Annotated in this window: 18 protein-coding genes; 14 read left to right on the top strand and 4 right to left on the bottom strand. The window is 61.2% G+C overall.

Translation table 11 applies throughout. The features are described 5' to 3' along the window. Nucleotides 1-270 precede the first annotated feature (270 nt). Both BW43_RS07630 and BW43_RS07635 read left to right on the top strand, forming a co-directional pair. Nucleotides 271-702, top strand: coding sequence for a hypothetical protein (locus tag BW43_RS07630; RefSeq protein ID WP_032889435.1), 432 nt, complete (start codon nt 271-273; stop codon nt 700-702). Further along, nucleotides 699-1,436: a DUF72 domain-containing protein gene (locus tag BW43_RS07635; RefSeq protein WP_032889434.1), complete on the top strand. Its 738-nt coding sequence runs from the start codon at nt 699-701 to the stop codon at nt 1,434-1,436. Before BW43_RS07630 ends, BW43_RS07635 begins: the two co-directional genes overlap by 4 nt. Here the strand turns inward: BW43_RS07635 and BW43_RS07640 are convergent. Then, entirely contained in the window at nt 1,401-2,186 is a 786-nt protein-coding gene (locus tag BW43_RS07640; RefSeq protein ID WP_032889432.1) for a DeoR/GlpR family DNA-binding transcription regulator, read from the bottom strand. The two genes, BW43_RS07635 and BW43_RS07640, sit on opposite strands and share 36 nt — an antisense overlap. A 121-nt stretch (nt 2,187-2,307) precedes the next feature. On the opposite strand from BW43_RS07640, the gene BW43_RS07645 reads away from it, so the two are divergent. Then, nucleotides 2,308-3,468, top strand: coding sequence for an alpha-hydroxy acid oxidase (locus BW43_RS07645; RefSeq protein WP_032889430.1), 1,161 nt, complete (start codon nt 2,308-2,310; stop codon nt 3,466-3,468). Between the two features lie 192 nt (nt 3,469-3,660). On the opposite strand, the gene BW43_RS07650 is transcribed toward BW43_RS07645, so the two are convergent. Beyond that, a complete protein-coding gene (locus BW43_RS07650) occupies nt 3,661-4,587 on the bottom strand; it encodes an alpha/beta hydrolase (RefSeq protein WP_032889428.1) in 927 nt (308 codons plus the stop codon). Between the two features lie 162 nt (nt 4,588-4,749). On the opposite strand from BW43_RS07650, the gene BW43_RS07655 reads away from it, so the two are divergent. The 6 genes from BW43_RS07655 to BW43_RS07680 all read left to right on the top strand — a co-directional run bounded on the left by BW43_RS07655 (nt 4,750) and on the right by BW43_RS07680 (nt 10,431). Continuing rightward, nucleotides 4,750-5,595, top strand: a complete 846-nt coding sequence (locus BW43_RS07655) for an SDR family NAD(P)-dependent oxidoreductase (RefSeq protein WP_032889425.1) — start codon at nt 4,750-4,752, stop codon at nt 5,593-5,595. 35 nt (nt 5,596-5,630) lie between these two features. Beyond that, nucleotides 5,631-6,218 (top strand): NUDIX domain-containing protein, encoded by a 588-nt coding sequence (locus BW43_RS07660; RefSeq protein WP_032889423.1) that lies wholly within the window; start codon nt 5,631-5,633, stop codon nt 6,216-6,218. A gap of 88 nt (nt 6,219-6,306) precedes the next feature. Next, complete coding sequence (locus tag BW43_RS07665; RefSeq protein WP_032889421.1) at nt 6,307-6,897, top strand: antibiotic biosynthesis monooxygenase; 591 nt, start codon at nt 6,307-6,309, stop codon at nt 6,895-6,897. Continuing rightward, complete coding sequence (locus BW43_RS07670; protein WP_032889419.1) at nt 6,894-8,732, top strand: amidohydrolase; 1,839 nt, start codon at nt 6,894-6,896, stop codon at nt 8,730-8,732. Before BW43_RS07665 ends, BW43_RS07670 begins: the two co-directional genes overlap by 4 nt. A 20-nt stretch (nt 8,733-8,752) precedes the next feature. Beyond that, a complete protein-coding gene (ycaC, locus tag BW43_RS07675) occupies nt 8,753-9,370 on the top strand; it encodes an isochorismate family cysteine hydrolase YcaC (RefSeq protein ID WP_032889415.1) in 618 nt (205 codons plus the stop codon). Between the two features lie 179 nt (nt 9,371-9,549). After that, nucleotides 9,550-10,431 carry a LysR family transcriptional regulator gene (locus tag BW43_RS07680; RefSeq protein WP_032889413.1) on the top strand — a complete coding sequence of 294 codons (882 nt, stop codon included), beginning with the start codon at nt 9,550-9,552 and terminating at the stop codon, nt 10,429-10,431. On the opposite strand, the gene BW43_RS07685 is transcribed toward BW43_RS07680, so the two are convergent. Beyond that, nucleotides 10,418-11,455, bottom strand: coding sequence for an AraC family transcriptional regulator (locus tag BW43_RS07685; RefSeq protein WP_032889410.1), 1,038 nt, complete (start codon nt 11,453-11,455; stop codon nt 10,418-10,420). The two genes, BW43_RS07680 and BW43_RS07685, sit on opposite strands and share 14 nt — an antisense overlap. 1 nt (nt 11,456) lies before the next feature. Then, nucleotides 11,457-12,371 (bottom strand): GGDEF domain-containing protein, encoded by a 915-nt coding sequence (locus BW43_RS07690; RefSeq protein WP_032889407.1) that lies wholly within the window; start codon nt 12,369-12,371, stop codon nt 11,457-11,459. A gap of 382 nt (nt 12,372-12,753) precedes the next feature. On the opposite strand from BW43_RS07690, the gene BW43_RS07695 reads away from it, so the two are divergent. The 5 genes from BW43_RS07695 (at nt 12,754) to BW43_RS07715 (ending at nt 19,247) form a co-directional block, all read left to right on the top strand. After that, nucleotides 12,754-15,267, top strand: coding sequence for a TonB-dependent receptor (locus tag BW43_RS07695; RefSeq protein ID WP_032889405.1), 2,514 nt, complete (start codon nt 12,754-12,756; stop codon nt 15,265-15,267). A gap of 144 nt (nt 15,268-15,411) precedes the next feature. Beyond that, nucleotides 15,412-17,277 (top strand): phytase, encoded by a 1,866-nt coding sequence (locus BW43_RS07700; protein ID WP_032889402.1) that lies wholly within the window; start codon nt 15,412-15,414, stop codon nt 17,275-17,277. A 46-nt stretch (nt 17,278-17,323) separates the two neighbouring features. Beyond that, a complete protein-coding gene (gene tolQ / locus BW43_RS07705; RefSeq protein WP_032889400.1) occupies nt 17,324-18,016 on the top strand; it encodes a protein TolQ in 693 nt (230 codons plus the stop codon). Nucleotides 18,017-18,030: 14 nt separating this feature from the next. Further along, nucleotides 18,031-18,477, top strand: coding sequence for a protein TolR (tolR, locus tag BW43_RS07710; protein WP_032889397.1), 447 nt, complete (start codon nt 18,031-18,033; stop codon nt 18,475-18,477). Beyond that, the gene (locus tag BW43_RS07715) at nt 18,474-19,247 is read left to right on the top strand and encodes an energy transducer TonB (RefSeq protein WP_032889394.1); all 774 of its coding nucleotides are present in this window, start codon (nt 18,474-18,476) and stop codon (nt 19,245-19,247) included. The genes tolR and BW43_RS07715 overlap by 4 nt, the downstream gene beginning before the upstream one ends. The last annotated feature ends 909 nt before the right edge of the window (nt 19,248-20,156 follow it).

Genomic DNA, 20,156 nt, shown 5'->3' with positions numbered 1-20,156 from the left:
TCGCCGATACCTGACTGTTGAGGGCGCGCGTGGGCAAAAGGTTTAAATTTTTTTGCGCCGATTTCTACGCTGAAATTTCCTTGAACTATCGAAATACCCAGGGCTCTGCTTCACACAGGACGCGATTTTTTGTGCTCCCTTAATTGCTTGGAGAGATACCGTGGCCGCTCCCATAACTGCCGTTAAAACACCTGACCGTATGAGCTCGCAAGAGGCACGGAAAAGTGCAGACTCAGCCGCCACGGCTGATCGCAAGCGGGGTCAATAAGCATGGCGCGCGCGATTACCGCTGCTGAATTGGGGATCGAACTCAAGCCTGAGGACGACAGCGGTTTGTTCAAGTGGTTTATCGCCAGTTTCCTGATGGGCAAGCGAATCCAGGCACCCATTGCCGCACAGGCATACAGGGTGATTGTGGAGCAGCAGGGGCGCGACACTGCCCGCAAGTTGCAGCACTGTACGTCGCGAGAGTTGGTGGCAATGCTGGGGCGTGCCCATTACGTTCGCTACGACGAATCTACTGCGCAGCGGCTGCTGGACCTCAGCGCGAAGCTGAACGCCGATTACGGGGGAAAGATCACTCACGTACGTCGCGCCAGTGCAGACCGCAAGGCGTTTGAGAACCGCTTGGCCGAGTTCGATGGCGTAGGCCCCAAGACCATCGAGATTTTCATGCGCGATGCGGCGGCGGTGCTTTTTTGACGGGATTGTTGTACGTCGGCTGTGCGGGCTGGAGCTTGCCGCGTGAGCACTGGCCGGCGTTCAGCGACGCGGGCACGCATTTGCAGCGCTACGCGTCGCGCTTTAACGCGGTGGAGATCAACAGCTCGTTCTATCGTCCATACCTGCCGAAAACGTACGCACGTTGGGGCCAATCCGTGCCGTCTGCGTTTCGTTTTTCGGTGAAAGTGCCCAAGCGTATTACCCACGAGTTGGGCCTGCAGCGTTGTGAAGCTGCGCTGGATGAGTTTCTCGAACAGTGCGCGCCACTGCGTGAACACTTGGGCTGCCTGCTGGTGCAACTGCCTCCCTCATTGAGCTATGAGCCCTCCAGTGCCAGCGCCTTTTTCATGGCTGTTCGCCGATGTTTTGCCGGCAATGTGGTGCTTGAGCCGCGCCACGCCAGTTGGCTGGCAGCTGAGGCGATGTTGCAGGATTTGCACATAGGACGGGTGGCAGTCGACCCACCCGTGATCGACGCCACGCCCACCTGCGCGGGATGGCAAGGCGTGCGCTATTGGCGCCTGCACGGATCACCGCGCATCTATCACAGCGCCTATGGCCCGGAGCGTGTACTCGGGTTCGCAAGGCACCTGAGCCGGTCTGCTGCAGATGGCATTCCTACCTGGTGCATTTTCGACAACACCGCCAGCGGCCATGCGGTGGCTGATGCCTTGTACCTACTCGACCTCAACCCGCAACACTTCCAACCCTAGCTGCTCGTACGCCTCCACACTCGGCACATGCCACTCGGTAATCAACGTGTGAATCCGGCTGCACGGCGCCACCACAAACGGCTCCACCGCGCCGAGTTTGTCCGCCATGGTCACCGCGACCACCTGGGAAGCGCTGTCGAGCAAGGCTTGCTTGACCGCGACTTCATCAAAGTGCAGCGAGCTGATGCCTACTTGCGGATGCAATGCGCATACGCCGGTAAACAACAGGTCGGCCTTGATGCTCTGGATCAGGCGTACGGCTTCGTGGCCGCCGGTGGACAGCGTGGCCGGGTTGAGTTGGCCGCCGGCCAGAATCACGGTCACATTGGGATGGTCGGCCAAGGCAATGGCGATCATCGGTGAGGTTGTGACCACCGTCAGCCGGATTGCGCGCGGCAATGACTGGGCGATCTGCAGCGTGGTCGAGCCGGAATCGAACAGCACAATCTGGCCGTCTTCCACCCTCTGTGCGGCCAACTGCGCGAGTTGGCGTTTGGCGTCATTGGTCTCGCCGACCCGGGTGAAAAAATCTTTGCCTGTGTCCTTGGGCCGAGGCAGGGCGCCCCCGTGTACGCGCTGCAACAGGCCGGCGGCGGCGAGTTCGCCGAGGTCACGACGGATGGTGTCCTGAGACACCGCAAAGTGTTCCACCAGTTCCGAGGCGGTGACTTTGCCGTCGCGCTCCAGCAGCAACAGAATCTTCTGTTTGCGAAGGGAAGGCAGGTCGATGGCTTGATGAGTGTCGTGCATGTTTTTGCGCTTTTTTGCGGGTTTGTGCGAGATTAGTCTCCCGTAGATATAAACGCAATCACTGGTTGAGCGACCGTGGTGCGGCTACTCTCTGCGCTCAGTTCAGGGAGAGGTGACCTAGATGTCGTTGATCACAACCATCGAAGATTTACGCAAGCTGGCGCAAAAACGTGTCCCAAGGATGTTCTACGATTATGCCGATTCCGGCTCCTGGACTGAGAGCACCTACCGGGCGAATGAAAGCGATTTTGCCCGGATCAAATTCCGCCAGCGGGTGGCGCGCAACATTGATGAGCGCTCGATCCGCACCGCTATGATCGGCCAGGACATGGCCATGCCCGTGGCCCTGGCTCCCACCGGCCTGGCGGGTATGCAGCATGCCGATGGCGAGATTCTCACCGCCCGCGCTGCCGCCAGGTTCGGCCTGCGCTACACCTTGTCGACCATGAGCATCTGCTCCCTTGAAGACATCGCCGAACAGGTGGGCCAGCCGTTCTGGTTCCAACTGTATGTGATGCGTGACCGTGGCTTCGTCGAGCAACTGATCGAACGCGCCAAGGCCGCTGGCGTGGATGCGCTGGTGCTGACCCTGGACTTGCAGATCCTGGGGCAACGGCACAAGGACCTGATCAACGGCCTGTCTGCGCCGCCCAAACTGACCCTGCCGAATATCCTCAATATGGCGACCAAACCGCGTTGGGTGATGGGCATGCTCGGCACCCAGCGTCGTGGGTTCGGCAACATTGTCGGGCACGTGAAAGGCGTGGCGGACATGAGTTCGCTGTCGTCGTGGACCGCCCAGCAATTCGACCCGCGCCTGAGCTGGGACGATGTGGCGTGGATCAAGAAATGCTGGGGCGGCAAGTTGATCATCAAGGGCATCCTCGATGTCGAAGACGCGCGCCTGGCGGCTGATTCCGGTGCGGATGCCTTGGTGGTGAGCAACCACGGTGGCCGTCAGTTGGACGGCGCGCCGTCGAGCATCAGCCAGTTGCCGGCGATTGTCGACGCGGTAGGCGAGCGTATCGAGGTGTGGCTCGATGGCGGTATTCGTTCCGGCCAGGACGTACTCAAGGCGATGGCGCTCGGCGCTAAAGGCACCATGATCGGTCGTGCGCATTTGTATGGTTTGGGTGCGATGGGTGAGGCGGGCGTGACCAAGGCACTTGACATCATCGCCCGTGAATTGGACGTGTCGATGGCGCTGTGTGGCTATAACGATATACGCGATGTGAACCGTGAGATTTTGCTGCCGGGGACCTTTCCCGAAAGCATTGTTTGAGCAAAAAAATCGTAAAAATACGAAAAGAGTTGTCCACGAAAACCGTGGGTATCTCTGTGGATAACTTTGCAAGACCCCGGCGGGTATGGCGATTTAGCCCGCGGTCAATATTTGATCAACTTTCAGCGAGGCCCAGTATGGGCAGGGTTTGCGCTTGACAGCCAAGCGCGAACCCAGTGCCGAAAAGCTGTTTTATGACTCGCCCTTGCGCTCCGCGGAGTGCGTGACAACGTGGGCGGGCATCTTGGCCTGCATCAAGTTGTCGAGAGCCTGGCGATAACTGCGACCGGCCAGACTCATGCTGTTGTTATGGCTGGCGCCGGGCACCAGCAACAGCCGCTTGGGTTCCTGGGCAGCTTCAAACAATTGCTGGCTGAAGCGTGGCGGCACGTAGCGGTCGTCGAGGCCATGCACCACCAGCAACGGCATATGGATGTCGGCAATCTTGTCGATGGAATCAAACTTTTGCGACAGCAACCAGCGCACCGGCAACGACGTGTTGGCCACCGCCGTCGCTACGTCTGCCAGGGAGGTAAAGGTGGATTCGATCACCAGGCCGCGCACCGGCCGAGGCGTTTGCTTGCCCAGTTCGGCAGCCAGGTCGATGGCGACCGCGCCACCGAGGGAATGCCCGTAGATCAGGCGCTTGCTCGGGTCGGGTTGCAGCACTTGGAAACGTTCCCAGGCGATACGCGCATCTTCGTACACGGTGGTTTCCGACGGCAGCTCGCCGCGGCTTTGGCCAAAGCCGCGATAGTCGATGGCCAGAACCGAATAGCCGAGGGCATGCAATTGCTCGATGCGGAACAATTGCCCGGTGAGGTTCCAGCGTACGCCATGCAGGTAGAGGATCGCTGGCGCGTCCTTTTTGTCCGCCGGGTACCACCAACCATGAATGTTCTGCCCCGACTTAAAACTGGCGGGCTTGAGTTCAAACTCCTGTACCGCCTTGGGCAAGCCGCTGTACCAACTGGCGGTGCCCGGTTCGATGCGAAACACCAGTTCGCGCTCCTTGTGTTGCAGCACGCTGCACCCCACCGGCAGGCCGACGATCAACAACGCCATGCACAGCAGGGGCAACCAGCGCAGGCTTAGGCGCGATAGAAAACGAGAGGGCATGAAGATTCCTGAACAAAGGTGAAGCTGGGGTTTTACCAGATGGCCTACACAGGCAGGTATAAATTCGACGGCCGCCCACGGCGATTGCTTGCAAAGTGTTACAGCATTGAACAACCCGTACACCGGTTGTTAGGGTAGGCGGCCGAACAGGAGAGCAAGCACATGGATTTCACAGGTAAAACCGCCATCGTCACCGGCGGTGCGCGGGGGTTGGGACTCAGTTATGCACGGGCACTGGCCCTGGGCGGTGCCCGGGTGGTGATCAGCGATATCGGCGCCGACAAGGTGGGCGCCGGCAACGATGCCTCGGTGGTCCAGGCGGCGGCAGAAGCCTTGCAGGCCGAAGGGCTCGCGGTGATCGGACATGGCGGTGACTTGTCCACCAACGAGGGCTGTCAGCAACTGGTTGCGTACGCCATCGAGGCATTCGGTCAACTCGATATCCTTATTCACAACGCCGGTTGGGTGGGTTACCAGAACATCCAAGACCTGGATGCCGCGTTCCTGCAGCGGGCCATGGACATCAACCTCTACGCGCCACTTTGGCTGTGCAAGCACGCGTGGCCGCACCTTCTGCGCTCAACCGCGCCACGGATTATCCTCACCACGTCCGACCGCGCCATGTACGCACAATACGAGCAGACCGGCCTGGTGGCCTACAGCGCTGGCAAGATGGCGCAACTGGGGATCATGAACGCGCTGAGCCATGAGGGCGCCGAGGCCGGCATCCGGGTCAATGCAATCTCGCCGGTGGCCAAGACGCGGATGTGGGGCGTGACCGAGGAACCTGACGAACTCAAGCCGGATTGGGTAACCCCGGGGGTATTGTTTCTCGCCTCCACGCTGTGCGAGGACACGGGCTACATCCTGCGGGCCAGCAACGGTCAATTCACCGCAACGCGCTTCACTGAGAATCCCGGGGTGGACTACCCGCGCAACCTGGCGCGGATCAACGCCGGCAGTGCTGAAGAAGTCGCGGCCGCGTGGCCTCGCATCAAACAAGCGTGAACCCCCGATTACTCCTTGGAACAAAGAGCCCGACCATGGACAACAGCCCCGTTCGCATCACCGCCGAAGAGACCCTCTCGGACAACTGGTACCTGCTGAAAAAATACAGCTTCGACCTGCGTCGTCGCGACGGCAGTTGGCAAGCTCAGACCCGCGAGGTGTACGACCGAGGCAATGGCGCGACCATCCTGCTGTACAACCGCGCGCAACGCACCGTGTTGCTGATTCGCCAGTTCCGCATGCCCACCTTCGTCAATGACTACCACGGTTACCTGATCGAAGCGGCGGCGGGCTTGCTGGACAATGCCAGCCCCGAGGAGCGCATTCGCCTGGAAGCCGAGGAAGAGACCGGTTATCGCGTGGGGCAGGTTGAGAAGGTCTACGCGGCGTTCATGAGCCCAGGCTCGGTCACTGAGCGGATTCACTTTTTTATCGGCGAATACCAGCCGGGGGATCGGGTCAGTGGTGGCGGTGGCCTGGAAGAGGAGGGCGAGGACATTGAGGTGCTGGAACTGGGCTTCGAGCAGGCCCTGGCGATGGTGCAGAGCGGCGAGATCGCCGACGGCAAGACCATCATGCTGCTGCAGCACCTGGAGTTGCGTATGTTGAAAGAAGGCTGGTGACTTAAACAGCACGTACATCCAATTTTCCCACCCCCCATCCGCGGCAAACTCCCCTCATCGCTGACATTTCAAGGCAGAGGGGCACACCATGGACCCAGCACCACAGACGGGACCCGACGAAGTCGTCACCCTGGTCGTCAAACACTTGATCAAGCAAGGCCAGGAAGCCAACTACGAAGCCTGGCTGCGCCGCATCGTGCGCATCGCCGGCGAGCGCCCAGGGCACTTGGGTGTCGACGTGGTGCGCAGCAAACAGAACAACCTGGCGCTATTCACTTGCGTATTGCGCTACCGCTCCACCGACGACCTGGAAACCTGGCTCGACTCCCCCGAGCGTAAAACCCTGATTGTCGAAGCCTCGCCGATGCTGGCCGATGGCGACAAGACCGAGATCGGTGCGGTCAACGAATTCTGGTTCGCGCCCCTGGCCGACAGCGCCGCCAAGCCGCCGCGCTGGAAACAGGCGGTCGTCAGCCTGTTTGTGATTTTGCCGCAGACCTTGCTGTTGCCGTTTATCTGGGGGCCCATCCTGCGTCTGCACCCGTTCCTGTCCAACTACGTGGTCTCCACCTTCCTGGTCACTCTGACCATCGTGCTGCTGGTGGTGTACCTGCTGATGCCGGCGGCTACCCGCCTGTTCGCACCCTGGCTTGAAGCCTCTGTAAAGGAAACCCTATGAACGCCGATCTGATTCTGTTCAATGGCCAGTTCCACACCGTGGACCGTGAAAACCCGCGCGCAACCGCCGTCGCCATCAGCCAGGGTCGCTTTGTCGCCGTCGGCACCGATGGCGAGGCCATGGCCCTGCGTGGCAGCGGCACCCAGGTCATCGACCTCAAGGGCCGCACCGTGATTCCCGGCCTCAATGACTCCCACCTGCACCTGATCCGTGGCGGGCTGAACTACAACCTCGAACTACGCTGGGAAGGCGTGCCGTCCCTGGCCGATGCACTGCGCATGCTCAAGGACCAGGCCGACCGCACGCCCACGCCGCAATGGGTGCGCGTGGTGGGCGGCTGGAACGAATTCCAGTTCGCCGAAAAACGCATGCCGACCCTGGAAGAACTCAACCAGGCCGCGCCGGACACGCCGGTGTTTGTGCTGCACCTGTATGACCGCGCCTTGCTCAACCGCGCCGCGTTGCGCGTGGCCGGCTACACCAAAGACACGCCGAACCCGCCGGGCGGCGAGATCGTGCGCGACAGCAACGGCAACCCCACCGGCATGCTGGTGGCGCGGCCCAACGCGATGATTCTGTATTCGACCCTGGCCAAGGGCCCGAAACTGCCGCTGGAATACCAAGTCAACTCCACGCGCCAGTTCATGCGTGAACTCAATCGCCTGGGCCTCACCAGCGCCATCGACGCCGGCGGTGGTTTCCAGAACTACCCCGATGACTACGCGGTGATCGAGCAACTGGCCAAGGACGAACAGCTGACGGTACGCATCGCCTACAACCTGTTCACCCAGAAGCCCAAGGAAGAACTCAGCGACTTCAAGAACTGGACCGGCAGCGTCACCCTGCACCAGGGCGATGACTACCTGCGCCATAATGGCGCCGGCGAGATGCTGGTGTTCTCGGCGGCGGACTTTGAAGACTTCCTGGAGCCGCGCCCGGATCTGCCCCTGACCATGGAGCAGGAGCTGGAACCGGTGGTGCGCCACCTGGTGGAACAACGCTGGCCGTTCCGCTTGCATGCCACCTATGACGAGTCCATCTCGCGCATGCTCGACGTGTTCGAAAAGGTCAACCGCGAAATCCCGTTCAATGGGCTGCCGTGGTTCTTCGACCACGCCGAGACCATCACCCCGAAAAATATCGAGCGCGTTCGAGCCCTCGGCGGCGGCATTGCGATCCAGGACCGCATGGCGTTCCAGGGTGAGTATTTTGTCGAGCGCTACGGTGCCAAGGCTGCCGAAGCCACGCCGCCGATCAAGCGCATGCTCGCCGAAGGCGTGCCAGTAGGGGCGGGCACCGACGCCACGCGGGTGTCGAGCTACAACCCTTGGACCTCGCTGTACTGGATGGTCAGCGGCCGTACCGTCGGCGGCCTGGAACTGCACGCCGAAGGTCTGCCGCGCCTCACCGCGCTGGAGCTGTTCACCCATGGCAGCGCCTGGTTCTCGTCCGAGCAGGGCAAGAAAGGCCAGATCAAGGTCGGCCAATTGGCGGACGTCGCCGCGCTGTCAGCGGACTTCTTCAGTGTCGATGAAGAAGCCATCAAGTGGATCGAGTCAGTGCTCACCGTGGTGGGCGGCAAGGTCGTGTACGGCGCCGGCGACTTCGAAGACTACGCACCGCCGCGCGTGCCGGTGCTGCCGGACTGGTCGCCGGTGGTCAAGGTGCCGGGTCACTGGCGTCCAAATTCGCCTTTGCAAGCTCAAGTACACCAATGCAGCGGCCCGTGCGGCGTGCATTCCCACAGCCATGAGAAAGCCCGTCTTTCCAGCGTGCCGGTTAGCGACTTCCAGGGTTTCTGGGGTGCGTTCGGCTGCTCGTGTTTTGCCTTTTAAACCCCCAAAGGAGTTAACCCATGACTTACAAGCGCTTGAACAAAGATGACGCCGTCGTACTGTTGGTCGACCACCAGACGGGCCTGATCTCCCTGGTACAGGATTTCTCCCCCAACGAATTCAAGAACAACGTGCTGGCCCTGGCCGACGTGGCGAAGTTCTTCAACCTGCCGACCATCCTGACCACCAGTTTTGAAGGCGGTCCTAACGGCCCACTGGTGCCAGAACTCAAGGCACTGTTCCCGGACGCGCCGTACATCGCCCGTCCTGGCCAGATCAACGCCTGGGACAACGAAGATTTCGTCAAGGCGGTCAAGGCCACCGGCCGCAAGCAGATCATCATTGCCGGTGTAGTGACGGACGTGTGCGTAGCGTTCCCGACCCTGTGTGCCCTCGCTGAAGGCTTCGAAGTGTTCGTCGTCACCGATGCTTCCGGGACCTTCAATGAAACCGTGCAACAAGCCGCCTGGGCGCGCATGACCGCCGCCGGCGCCCAGCTGGTGAACTGGTTCTCCGTGGCCTGCGAGCTGCAAGTGGACTGGCGCAACGACATGGAAGGCCTAGCCAACCTGCTGTCGCCGCGCATCCCCAACTACCGCAACCTGATGAACAGCTACTCGGCGTTTACTGCCAAGTAACCGGTTTTCAAGCCTGTAGGTGATCAATGTGGGAGGGGGCTTGCTCCCGATAGCGGTGCCTCAGTCAAAGCTATTGAGACTGACACACCGCAATCGGGGGCAAGCCCCCTCCCACATTTGATTTGTGGTGTTGCGACCATCCAGTTATAAATCAGCCCATCGTCCACCGAGAAGCGACAATGAACCCCTTCGAAGACATGCGCCTGTTTTGCCAGGTCATGGAATCCGGCAGCTTCACCGCTGCCGCCGAACAATTGGGCCTGTCCAAGCAATTCGTCAGCCGCCGCCTGATCCAGCTGGAAGATCGCCTCGGCGTGCGCCTGCTCAACCGCTCGACGCGCCGGCTGGATGTCACGCCCCTGGGCCAGAGCTACTACGAATCCGCCTTGCGCCTGCTCGGTGAAGTCGAGCAAGTGGAGCAGGGCATCGCCGGCCAGAACAGCGAACCGCGCGGCACCATTCGCCTCAGCGCGCCGTTGTCGTTTGCCATGGCGCACCTGGGTTGCCTGTTACCGCAGTTTTTGCAGCGCCATCCCCAAGTGTCGGTGGAAGTCGACCTCAGCGATCGCCCCGTGGACCTGATCGGCGAAGGCTACGACCTGGTGTTGCGCATCGGCACCCTGGAAGACTCCACCCTGATCGCCCGCCGTATCGCCAGCATCCAGCGGGTGTATTGCGCCAGCCCCGACTACCTGGCTCTGCGCGGCACACCCTTGCAACCCGATGATCTGGCTCAACACGACTGCCTGCCTTACGGCCATGGCCGTCAAGTTCAATGGCGCTTCAAGGGCAAGGTGCAGGCGCTGAATGTCAGCGGTCGCATGCGCGTGAATAACGGTGAGCTGTTGCGTGACACCGCCATCGCCGGGCTGGGCGTCACTTATCTGCCGACCTTTATCGTTGGCGACGCGTTGAAGGACGGTCGCCTGATCACCATTCTCGACGACTTCGCCCCCGAAGCCCTGACCTTGTCGGCGGTCTATCCCCAACATCGGCAAAGCTCGCGGCCGGTGCAGGCGTTGGTGGAGTTCCTGCGCGAGCGCCTGGCTAGCGGCTGTTGAACAACTGGCGGATCAGGTTCGGGGTGCTGCCAGTCCAGCGCTTGAATGAGCGTCTAAAGTTTGCCGCATCATTGAAGTTCAGGTACGCCGCCACTTCATCATTGCTGTAGCCCTTGACCTGGTACAGGTGCAGCGCCACCTGTTTGCGTACCCGGTCCACTTGCTGCTGAAAGCCGGTGTGGTGTTTGTGCAGTTTGCGCTTGAGGGTCGCTGGACTCATGGCGAAGGCCTGGGCCGCCTGTTCCAGGCTCGGCGGTTGGCGCACCTGCTCGCGCAAATAGTCGTAGAGGCAATCGAGAAAACTGCCGGCAAAGCCCAAATGTTCGATCTGTTCGCGAGCCTGCTGGCGCGCGACCTGGCCGGCGGTAGCCGAAGCCCCGGGCCAGGCGCGGGTGAGGTGTTCGCGGGGGATGCACATCATGTCCAGCGGACGCTCGAAGCGCGTCTCTTCGCCCAGATGTACCCAATACTGCTCGACATAACGCGGCTCGGCATGGCTGAAACTGCACACCCACGGCAGACGCTCGCCGCTGAGCCATTGGCTCATGGCAACCAGCGACGTCATGCTCGCTTCCAGCAGAAACCGCCACTGCTCGCCAGCGCCGCAACTGTCCAGCCAATACAGGTAGGCGTGGCGCTCATCCAGCTCCACTTGCAGGGTGACCAACGGGCTGAGCAGCACCTGTTGCTGAATAAGGATCTCCAGCGCCTGATGCAGATTCTGTGCATGGCCCAAGGCATGGCTGGCTGCGCCGTAATAGCCGGGCAGCAAGCGCTGGCCCAACAGAAAACTGCTGTCGTCGGCATCCAGCAGCTTTCGACTGTTACCGATCAGTGCCAGGAACTGCTGCGGGCTCAAGCGCGCCGTTCCCGCCAGGATGTCCTCGTGGAACAGCCCGGTGCCGCGCAGCAAACGATGGCTGTCGATGTCACGGGACAAGGCCAGGTCAATCAGCGTGGCGGGTTGGTTGTGCCCTGGGATGAAGCGGCTGTCGGCCTCATACCAGTTGGTTTTCACCGCCATCTCAGGCGCTTTTCGCGAGAGGTTGCTTGGCCCTGGCCAACGCCAGGTTCAGGCGCTTGAGCAAGTCCTGGGGCGGCTCGTCCAGGGCCATTACTACCGCTGTGGTCGCCGCCAGTTGCAGGCGTTCGCCCTGTTGCCGGGTTTTGTGGGCCAGGCCATGTACCGCTTGCTGCAACTCCAGCGCGAGCTCTTTGGCCTGGCGCTCGCCGGTGTTGGGCAGCAGCACCACAAAGCGGTCACCGGCCAGTCGACAAAGCAAGTCCTGGCGGCGCAGATTGAGCAATAACAAATGGCTGAGGGCCTGGAGCACGGCGTCACCTTCGGCATGCCCGTAGGCCTGGTTAATGGCGGCGAAGTTGTCCAGGTCCAGGGCCAGCAGTGACAGCGGTTGTTGCTGTTCGCGGCTGTCGTGCAGGCTGTCGGCCAATTGGCGCTTGAGGTAGTCGGCACCGGCCAGGGGCGTGAGTTTGTCGAACAGGCGGTGCTCGCGAAACAGCCGTTCGCGCTTTTCCATCTGCGCGCTGATCGCCAGTTGTTCGCGGTGCCAGTGGTAGATGCCGATGGTCAGCAGAATCATGCCCACCGGCATCGGGCCGGATTCCAGCCAGTGGTCCCAGGTGATGCTGTCGGGCAGGCGGATAAACTCATCGAGGCTGTCGATCCACCACGAAAAGAAGATGCACGACAGCCCCAGCGCCAGGTAATTGGTGACGCGCCCGGCGGGGCGGCTTTTGAGCACCAGGCCCAGCCACACCAGGGCGAGCAGGGCGGAACCGCCTTCGCCGAAAATATCCAGCCAGACCCACTCGCTGACGCTCTTCAACTCGCCGCAGGCCAGGTGCAGGATCAGCCCGGCGTTGGCGGCAATGAGCAAGAGCGCGAGTTTCCAGCGATGAGGTTTGAGCACGGAAAACATGGCCGCGGGTCCTTGGGCGAATGAGCGATGGGCGCCAGCACAGCAGATGGATGTGACGGTTGGATGACGGCGTGGGAGGGTCGAATCAGCTCACCTCAAACACACTGGAGATCAAGAAATGTGGGAGGGGGCTTGCTCCCGATGGCGGTGTATCAGTCAACAGATAGGCCAGCTGACCCACCGCTATCGGGGGCAAGCCCCCTCCCACAGGGGATCTCCACAGGTCATATCAGCTCATTCCACGTCCCGGTTCGGGCAAAACCCCCGGTTTACGGGGCTTCGCGCCGACCCCTGTCACAGAACCGTCATCCCCCACCCCTAGCTTGCCCTCCCAGTTGCCGGGCCATTTGCCTGGCGCCAACGGATTCTTGGGGAGGATTTCATGTACAAGCGCACCGGGCTCGTCAGCTTCACGCTCACCGCCTTGGCCCTGGCGATTGCCAGCGAACGGTTGAGCGCCGCCGAGGCCACCACCACCGAGCATGTCGAAGTGGTCGGCCAGGCCGCTGCCATCGATCAAGCGCTTAAAGAGCAGCGCAGCTCTGACAGCATCAAAAGCGTGGTGCATGCCGACGGCGTGGCCCAGTTGCCGGATGAAAACGTCGCAGAAGCGGTGCAGCGTTTGCCCGGCATCAGCGTCGAGCGCGATCAGGGCGAAGGGCGATTTGTCAGCGTGCGTGGCCTCGGTCCGGACCTCAACAGCGTAACCATCAACGGCACCCTGGTGCCCGCCCCGGAAAGCGCGCGCCGCGCCGTGGCCCTTGATGTGCTGCCGTCAGAATTGGTGCAGTCGCTGTCGGTGATCAAGACCCTCACCCCGGACATGGACGCTAACTCCCTCGGTGGCACCGTCGACGTGCAGAGCCTGTCGGCCTTCGACCACAAAGGCCTGTTCTACACCGGCAGCACCGAAGCCAGTTACGACAAGAATACGAGTCAGACCAGCCCCAAATTCTCCGGCGCGGCGAGCAACCGTTTCAGCCTCGGCGATGGCATCGACAACTTTGGCGTAGCCGCAGCCCTAAGCTGGCAGAAGCGTGATTTTGGCTCGGACAACGTCGAAACCGGCGGTGCCTGGGACTTCACCGACGGCGCCAAACTCAACGAATTCGAACAGCGTGATTACGACATCAGCCGCGAACGCGCCGGCGGTGGACTGAACTTCGACTACAAGCCCGATGACCTCAGCAGCTACTACCTGCGCACCCTCTACAGCCGCTACAAAGACACCGAAACCCGCAACTCCACCAGCATTGAATTTGCCGACCCCCAAGCCGCCGGTGAACTGGGCGACGCTGAAGCCAAGCGCAAGCTGAAGAACCGTGAGGAAACCCAGGAAATCCAGTCCTACGTGTTCGGCGGTGAGCGCATGCTTGGCCTGTGGACCCTCAGCGGTCAGGCCGGCTACAGCCAATCGAGCGAAGACAGCCCGGCGCACATCGCCGGAGCCACCTTCGACGGCGGCGACTTTGCCAACAGCGGTTTCTACGACAAGGACAAGCCACGGCCAATCATCGGTGCCGGTTTCTACGACCCAAGCAACTTCACGCTCGACAAAGTTGATTGGGAAAAACAGAACACCAAGGACACCGAGAAAAACCTGCGCCTGGACCTGGCCCGCGACTACGACCTGAGCGGCTATGCGTCCCAGGTCAAATTCGGTGGCAAGGTGAGTCGCCGTAATAAGGACAATGACCTGGAGGCCTGGGTCTACAAGGACTTCGACACCCTTGGCTACACCGCCGACCAGCTCAACCTGACCCAGTTCCAGAAGGGCAGTGTCGACTATCGCCTGGGCAACTACGGGCCAGGCATCAACGCCAGCGGCATCAAGCAACTGATCGGCAGCCTCAATGCAGCGGACTTTTATGACGAGACCGAGTCCCGGGTCAACGACTTCACCATTCGCGAAGACATCAACGCCGGCTACCTGATGAACACCATCGACATCGACGACTGGCGCTTTATCGCCGGCCTGCGCTACGAAGGCACCGAGTTCGAAGCCAAGGGTACCGGCGCCACCGATGGCGTGTTCACTGCCACCGAGACCAAGCGCCAGTATCACCACTGGCTGCCGGGCCTGCATGCGCGCTACCAGATCGACAAAAACACCCAGGTGCGCGCGGCCTGGACCAAGTCCGTGGTGCGCCCGACCTTCGGCCAACTGGCGCCGGGTTTTGTGATCGACGATGACGAAGCCACCTTTGGCAACCCGGACCTCAAGCCCCTGGAATCGAGCAACCTCGACCTTGGCATCGAGCACTTCATGGGCCGCGCCGGCACCGTCTCGGCGTTCGTGTTTTACAAAGACATCAAGAACTTCGTCTACAACACCGACGTGGCCGGCACCGGCGCCTGGACCAACTTCTCCGAGGCCCACACCTACGCCAACGGCGACAGCGCCAAGCTCTATGGCCTGGAACTGGCCTACTCGCAGAAATTCGACTGGCTGCCCGCGCCCTGGAACGGTCTGCTGATCGGCGCCAACAGCACCTTCAGCCGCTCCAGCGCGGATATCGAAGGCTTCGACGCCGCCAGCGGCACGAACCGCAAACGCAACATCAGCCTGCCGAACCAGTCAGACACCGTCGGCAACCTGATGCTCGGTTGGGAAGACGACAAGCTCAGCCTGCGCCTGTCGGCCAACTACAAATCGGCTTACCTGTATGAACTGGCCTCGATCAACGACAAGGCCCACGACCTCCATGTGGACGCGCAGACCTTCGTCGATTTCAGCGCGCGCTACTCGCTGACCAAGAACCTGCAAGTCAGCTTCGAGGCCCAGAACCTCACCGATGAGTCGTACTTCGTCTACACCGGCCACCGCAGCTACAACGGCCAATACGAAGAGTACGGCCCGACCTACAAGCTCGGCCTGACCTTCACCCATTTCTAACTCACACCTCGATTCCAATGTAGGAGGGCGCTTGCTCCCGATAGCGGTGGTTCAGTGAATACATCTGCTGACTGACACACCCTCATCGGGAGCAAGACCCCTCCCACATGGGAACTCCATTGTTTTCGAAGGATTTGTTCGTACATGAGAATCTCCACGTTGTACTTGCTGATATCGGTGTTGACCTGCACTCATGCACTGGCTGCCGACCTGACCCTGACGCCTTGGGCGACATCCCTGAACGCCGAAGCAGTGGCTTTCCTCCCCAGCACCCCCGAGCGCCTGGCCGCCAGCACCCGCGACGGCCTGCAACTGCTCGACGCCAAAGGCACTGAACTGACCCGGTTCAAAGGCAACTTCAGCAGCCTCGACACCCGCACCGCAGGCGCCCAGGTACTGGTCGCCAGCCTCGACAATGATCGTCAACAAGCGCTGTTGATCACCCTCGACGCCGCCAGCAAAACCTGGGGCAAACCGCTGTACCTGCCGGCCCGCGATTACCCGGTGAACGGCCTGTGCCTGTACCGCGATTCAGCGGCCAACCTGTTTGTGTTTTTGGTGGGTGAGGAGGGCAAGGGCGAGCAATGGTTGGTGGGCAATGGCGCGACGCTGCTGACTGAACCCCAGCGTGTGCGCGGTTTGCCGCTGCCACCATCGGCGCAGTTCTGCCAGGTGGACGACGGGACGAATCAACTGATAGTCAATGAAGAAAATGTCGGCTGGTGGGCCTACCCGGCGCACCCGGAAGCGGACGTGAAACGCACCCCGGTGGCGGTGTTCGATAATCCCAAACGTGAAGCCGGTGCCGTCGCCCTGGTGCCGGGTGGCGTGGTCGCGCTCGATCCAAAGACTGCGCAACTTCACCTGTTCCAAAGGACGGGCGAGCGCTGGGTGGAACAGCCGAGCCTGAGCTTGCCTGGCCTGAAAGAACCCGAGCAATTGAGCGTCAACGGCCAACAGCTGCTGGTACGCGACGACGACAGCGGCACGCTCTACCAGGGCAAGCTCAACTGGCAGGCCAAGCCTGTAGCGGCCGATCCTGTACTGCCGGAAGTCGCCGCCGTGCGCCAAACCGACCCAGTCGGCCGCCAGGGTGATGCGGCGGATGATCCGGCGATCTGGATTCACCCCGACACCCCGGCCAAAAGCCGCGTGCTTGGCACCAACAAAAAACAAGGCCTGTTGGCCTATGACCTTGACGGCAAGCTGTTGCAGGAACTGGCGGTCGGACGCCTGAACAACGTCGACGTCCGCCCCAACTTCAAGCTGGGCGCCCAGACCGTGGATCTGGCCGTCGCCAGCAATCGTGATCACAACAGCCTCAGCGTATTCAGCATCGACCGTCAGAGCGGCGAGTTGCGCGAAGCCGGTGAAGTGCCTACGCCGCTCAAGGAAATCTATGGCATCTGCCTGTATCAGCCCGCCAGCGGCGAGATCTATGCCATCGCCAACGGCAAGGACGGCACCTTCCTGCAATACCGCCTGAGCGCCCCGGATGGCCGTGTGCAAGGTGAGCTGGTGCGCCAGTTCAAGGTCGACAGCCAGCCTGAAGGCTGCGTGGCCGACGACCAGCGCCAGCGCTTGTTTATCGGCGAAGAAGACGTGGGGGTGTGGGCGGTGGACGCTCGTGCTGATCAACCGGCCACCCTCACTAGCGTGATCAAGGTCGGTCCGCAGTTGCACGCGGACGTCGAGGGCCTGGCGCTGTATCAGAGCGACAAGCGCGACTATCTGGTGATCTCCAGCCAAGGCAACGACAGCTACCTGGTGGTGGATGCCGAGCCGCCGTTTGCGATTCACGGTGGGTTTCGCGTCGGCCTTAATGCCGCCGCCGGTATCGACGGCGCCTCGGAAACCGATGGCTTGGAGGTCACCGCCATCAACCTGGGCGGGCCTTGGAGCCAAGGCATGCTGGTGGTGCAGGACGGCCGCAAGCGCATGCCCGAGCAAACCCAGAATTTTAAATTCGTACCGTGGGCTGACGTGACCCGTGCGCTGAAATTGCCGTGAACCGTCATCACCCCGTCATCACTTTTTAATCGAATAGGACATCACCATGCACGCGACGATGGAACATATGACGATCTGGGGCCTTATCAGTGACGCCAGCCTGTTGGTCAAGGCGGTCATGATCACCTTGCTGCTGGCGTCGTTGCTCAGCTGGTACCTGATCATCCAGCGCGGCAGCGTACTGCGCCGCCTGGAGCGCCAGTTGAATGGCTTCGTGCAGCGCTTTCGCGCAGCGTCGGACTTGCAACCGCTGTACCGCGAAACCGTGCAGGCGGGCGAGGGCGGGATTGCGCCGATCTTTATTGCCGGCGTCCAGGAATACCAGCACCTGCACAGCCATGACCCTGCGGTGCTCGAAGGTGTTGAGCGGGCCTTGCAGGTGGCGATCACCGAGCAGGAAATCGAACTGGAAAAGGGCCTGCAATTTCTCGCGACCGTGGGTTCAGTCAGCCCGTACATCGGTTTGTTTGGCACGGTGTGGGGGATCATGAATTCCTTTATCGGTTTGTCCCAAGTGCAACAGGCCACGTTGTCGACAGTGGCGCCGGGCATTGCCGAAGCGCTGATCGCCACAGCCATCGGCCTGTTTGCAGCCATCCCGGCGGTGATCGCCTATAACCGCTTCGCGGCGCGTGGCCAGACGCTGCTCACCCGTTACTACGCGTTTGGCAATGAGCTGCAAGTGCGCCTGCACCGCACCCTGCGCGGTGCGCCGATCAACCTGGCCGTGGCCGCCTGAAAGGAGCAACTCCCATGTTAGTCAGGCCGCAACGCAAGCACGGGCCCAAGGCCGAAATGAACGTGGTGCCGTATATCGACGTGATGCTGGTGCTGCTGGTGATCTTCATGGTCACCGCGCCAATGCTGACCCAGGGCGTGAAGATCGAGCTGCCCAAGGTCGCCGCCGAGGCGCTGGCCACCGATACCCGCCAGCAGATCCTGACGCTGTCGGTAAAGGCCGATGGCGGCTACTACTGGAACCTCGGCGGCGAGCTCGACACCCAGCACCAGACCGACAGTGCCGTGAGCCTGGACGAAATGGGCGCCAAGGTCATGCAGGTGGTAGCGGCACGCAGCGACACCCAGGTGTACATCCGCGCCGATGACAACGCCGGCTACGGACGTGTGGTTGCAGCCATGGCGGTGTTGCAAAAAGGCGGTGTCAGCAACCTGGGGCTGGTGACCGAGGCCCCGCAATGACGGCGATGATCATGCACAGTCCGACGCTTGTGATGGAACCCAGGGATACCTCCGGCGTGTGGCGAAACAGCTTCGCCGCCAGCCTGGCGGTGGCGCTGCACGTGGGCGTGTTGGCGGCGTTGATGGTGGGCTGGTCGACGGAAAAACCGATCGTGGAGGCACCTCGGGTGATGCACACGCAGTTGGTCATGCTGCCGCCTGCGCCGGTGGCAGTACCAGAGCCGGTGGTTGCTGCACCGTCACCTGCGCCGCCGGAGCCGGTGGTGATTCCGGTACCAGTGAAACCTGCGGTCGACCCCCGAATCCAGGCGCAAAAACTGGAGAAAGCCGCCCTGGCGCGTAAACGCGTCGAAGAAAAGAAAATCGAGCAACAACAGGAACGCCTGGCCACCGAACAACGCACCCGCGAGCTGGAACTACAGCGCCAGGCCCAGGAGCGATTGGCTGCGGAAAAAGCCCGCGTCGCCACACCTGCGCCTGCAGCGGCACCGGCCTTTGACAGCCGCCAATACCAGCCTCTGAGCAAGGAAGCGCCGGATTACCCAGAGCGTGCTTTGGACAAGAACATCGAAGGCGATTGCACCCTGGAGTACAGCGTCAACACCCAAGGCCGCGTGGAAAATCCCAAGGTGTTGGACGGCTGCCACCCGTTGTTCATGCGTCCTTCACTGGCGGCGGCGAACACCTTCCGCTATCAGCCAAGGATCGTTGATGGCAAGGCTGTTGTGGTGCCGGCTGTACGGAATACCTTTCACTACCGCATCAAATGATCCGTTCGGTTGGCAATGCTGCTGTTGTGGTGAGCTTGGTTTACCAGAGGTGGTGTTTCCGATGGCGGCCTTAAAGCCGACCAGGATGTTGGATGGGATCGAGTGTATATCCGTTGCTGCGGTAACGGCCGCCTGTGGTTCCGCTCTTACAGCGGGTCACTTTTGTAAAGGCACAAAAGTAACCAAAAGGCCTTCGCCCCACCACTCGGTGCCTCGCCTAGGCTCGGCATGCCCGTAATCCGACATTGATTTGGGGGGCCGCCGCCACGCGCCATCCATGGCGCAGGGCGGCTAAACCGGCATCCCTGCCGGTTTACCCCCCAAATCAATGTCGAATTCCGGCCATCGTGGTTGACGGGGCGATTTCAGATCAAAAGCAAGAGCGCGGCGGCCTTAGAGCCGACCGGGTTCTCAGCTCCAACTCCGTCCAAATGTGGGAGGGGGCTTGCTCCCGATGAGGGTGTGTCAGTTGATGCAGTTGTGACTGACCCACTGCTATCGGGAGCAAGCCCCCTCCCACAGTTTGATCTCCATAGATCAGACAGAAAGGTCCTAGCCTGCTGTCCTGCTTTTGCTCTGCTTTTGCTCTGCTTTTGCTCTGCTTTTGCTCTGCTTTTGCTCTGCTTTTGCTCTGCTTTTGCTCTGGTTTTGCTCTGCTTTTGATGTGCTTTTGATTTGGCTCTTACATCCTTTTCGCTGACGAAGTCAGCGGTCTGTTGATCTGCGCTTTTGATTTTGATTTTGATCCTAGGCGCCCCGTTAAACACGCTGGCCGAACGCAGGCTTGAATCCGTGGGTAACCCGGCAGGACGCCGGGTTAGCCGCGCTGGGCCATGGATGGCCCATCGCGGCGGCCCACGGATTCAAGCCGGAGTGCGGGCACACCGAGCCTAGGCGAGGTGCCGAGTG

Source organism: Pseudomonas sp. RIT357, from assembly GCF_000632245.1.
GTDB classification, from domain to species: Bacteria; Pseudomonadota; Gammaproteobacteria; order Pseudomonadales; family Pseudomonadaceae; genus Aquipseudomonas; species Aquipseudomonas sivasensis.
Note: the sequence above shows the minus strand (reverse complement) of the source record. Positions and strands in the feature narration are given on the sequence as shown.

Excerpts from the sequence above, each read along its gene's own strand:
- BW43_RS07630 (WP_032889435.1), top strand. The coding sequence starts at position 271 with ATGGCGCGCGCGATTACCGCTGCTGAATTGGGGATCGAACTCAAGCCT.
- BW43_RS07640 (WP_032889432.1), bottom strand. The coding sequence starts at position 2,186 with ATGCACGACACTCATCAAGCCATCGACCTGCCTTCCCTTCGCAAACAG.
- BW43_RS07645 (WP_032889430.1), top strand. The coding sequence starts at position 2,308 with ATGTCGTTGATCACAACCATCGAAGATTTACGCAAGCTGGCGCAAAAA.
- BW43_RS07650 (WP_032889428.1), bottom strand. The coding sequence starts at position 4,587 with ATGCCCTCTCGTTTTCTATCGCGCCTAAGCCTGCGCTGGTTGCCCCTG.
- BW43_RS07655 (WP_032889425.1), top strand. The coding sequence starts at position 4,750 with ATGGATTTCACAGGTAAAACCGCCATCGTCACCGGCGGTGCGCGGGGG.
- BW43_RS07660 (WP_032889423.1), top strand. The coding sequence starts at position 5,631 with ATGGACAACAGCCCCGTTCGCATCACCGCCGAAGAGACCCTCTCGGAC.
- BW43_RS07665 (WP_032889421.1), top strand. The coding sequence starts at position 6,307 with ATGGACCCAGCACCACAGACGGGACCCGACGAAGTCGTCACCCTGGTC.
- BW43_RS07670 (WP_032889419.1), top strand. The coding sequence starts at position 6,894 with ATGAACGCCGATCTGATTCTGTTCAATGGCCAGTTCCACACCGTGGAC.
- ycaC (WP_032889415.1), top strand. The coding sequence starts at position 8,753 with ATGACTTACAAGCGCTTGAACAAAGATGACGCCGTCGTACTGTTGGTC.
- BW43_RS07680 (WP_032889413.1), top strand. The coding sequence starts at position 9,550 with ATGAACCCCTTCGAAGACATGCGCCTGTTTTGCCAGGTCATGGAATCC.
- BW43_RS07685 (WP_032889410.1), bottom strand. The coding sequence starts at position 11,455 with ATGGCGGTGAAAACCAACTGGTATGAGGCCGACAGCCGCTTCATCCCA.
- BW43_RS07690 (WP_032889407.1), bottom strand. The coding sequence starts at position 12,371 with ATGTTTTCCGTGCTCAAACCTCATCGCTGGAAACTCGCGCTCTTGCTC.
- BW43_RS07695 (WP_032889405.1), top strand. The coding sequence starts at position 12,754 with ATGTACAAGCGCACCGGGCTCGTCAGCTTCACGCTCACCGCCTTGGCC.
- BW43_RS07700 (WP_032889402.1), top strand. The coding sequence starts at position 15,412 with ATGAGAATCTCCACGTTGTACTTGCTGATATCGGTGTTGACCTGCACT.
- tolQ (WP_032889400.1), top strand. The coding sequence starts at position 17,324 with ATGCACGCGACGATGGAACATATGACGATCTGGGGCCTTATCAGTGAC.
- tolR (WP_032889397.1), top strand. The coding sequence starts at position 18,031 with ATGTTAGTCAGGCCGCAACGCAAGCACGGGCCCAAGGCCGAAATGAAC.
- BW43_RS07715 (WP_032889394.1), top strand. The coding sequence starts at position 18,474 with ATGACGGCGATGATCATGCACAGTCCGACGCTTGTGATGGAACCCAGG.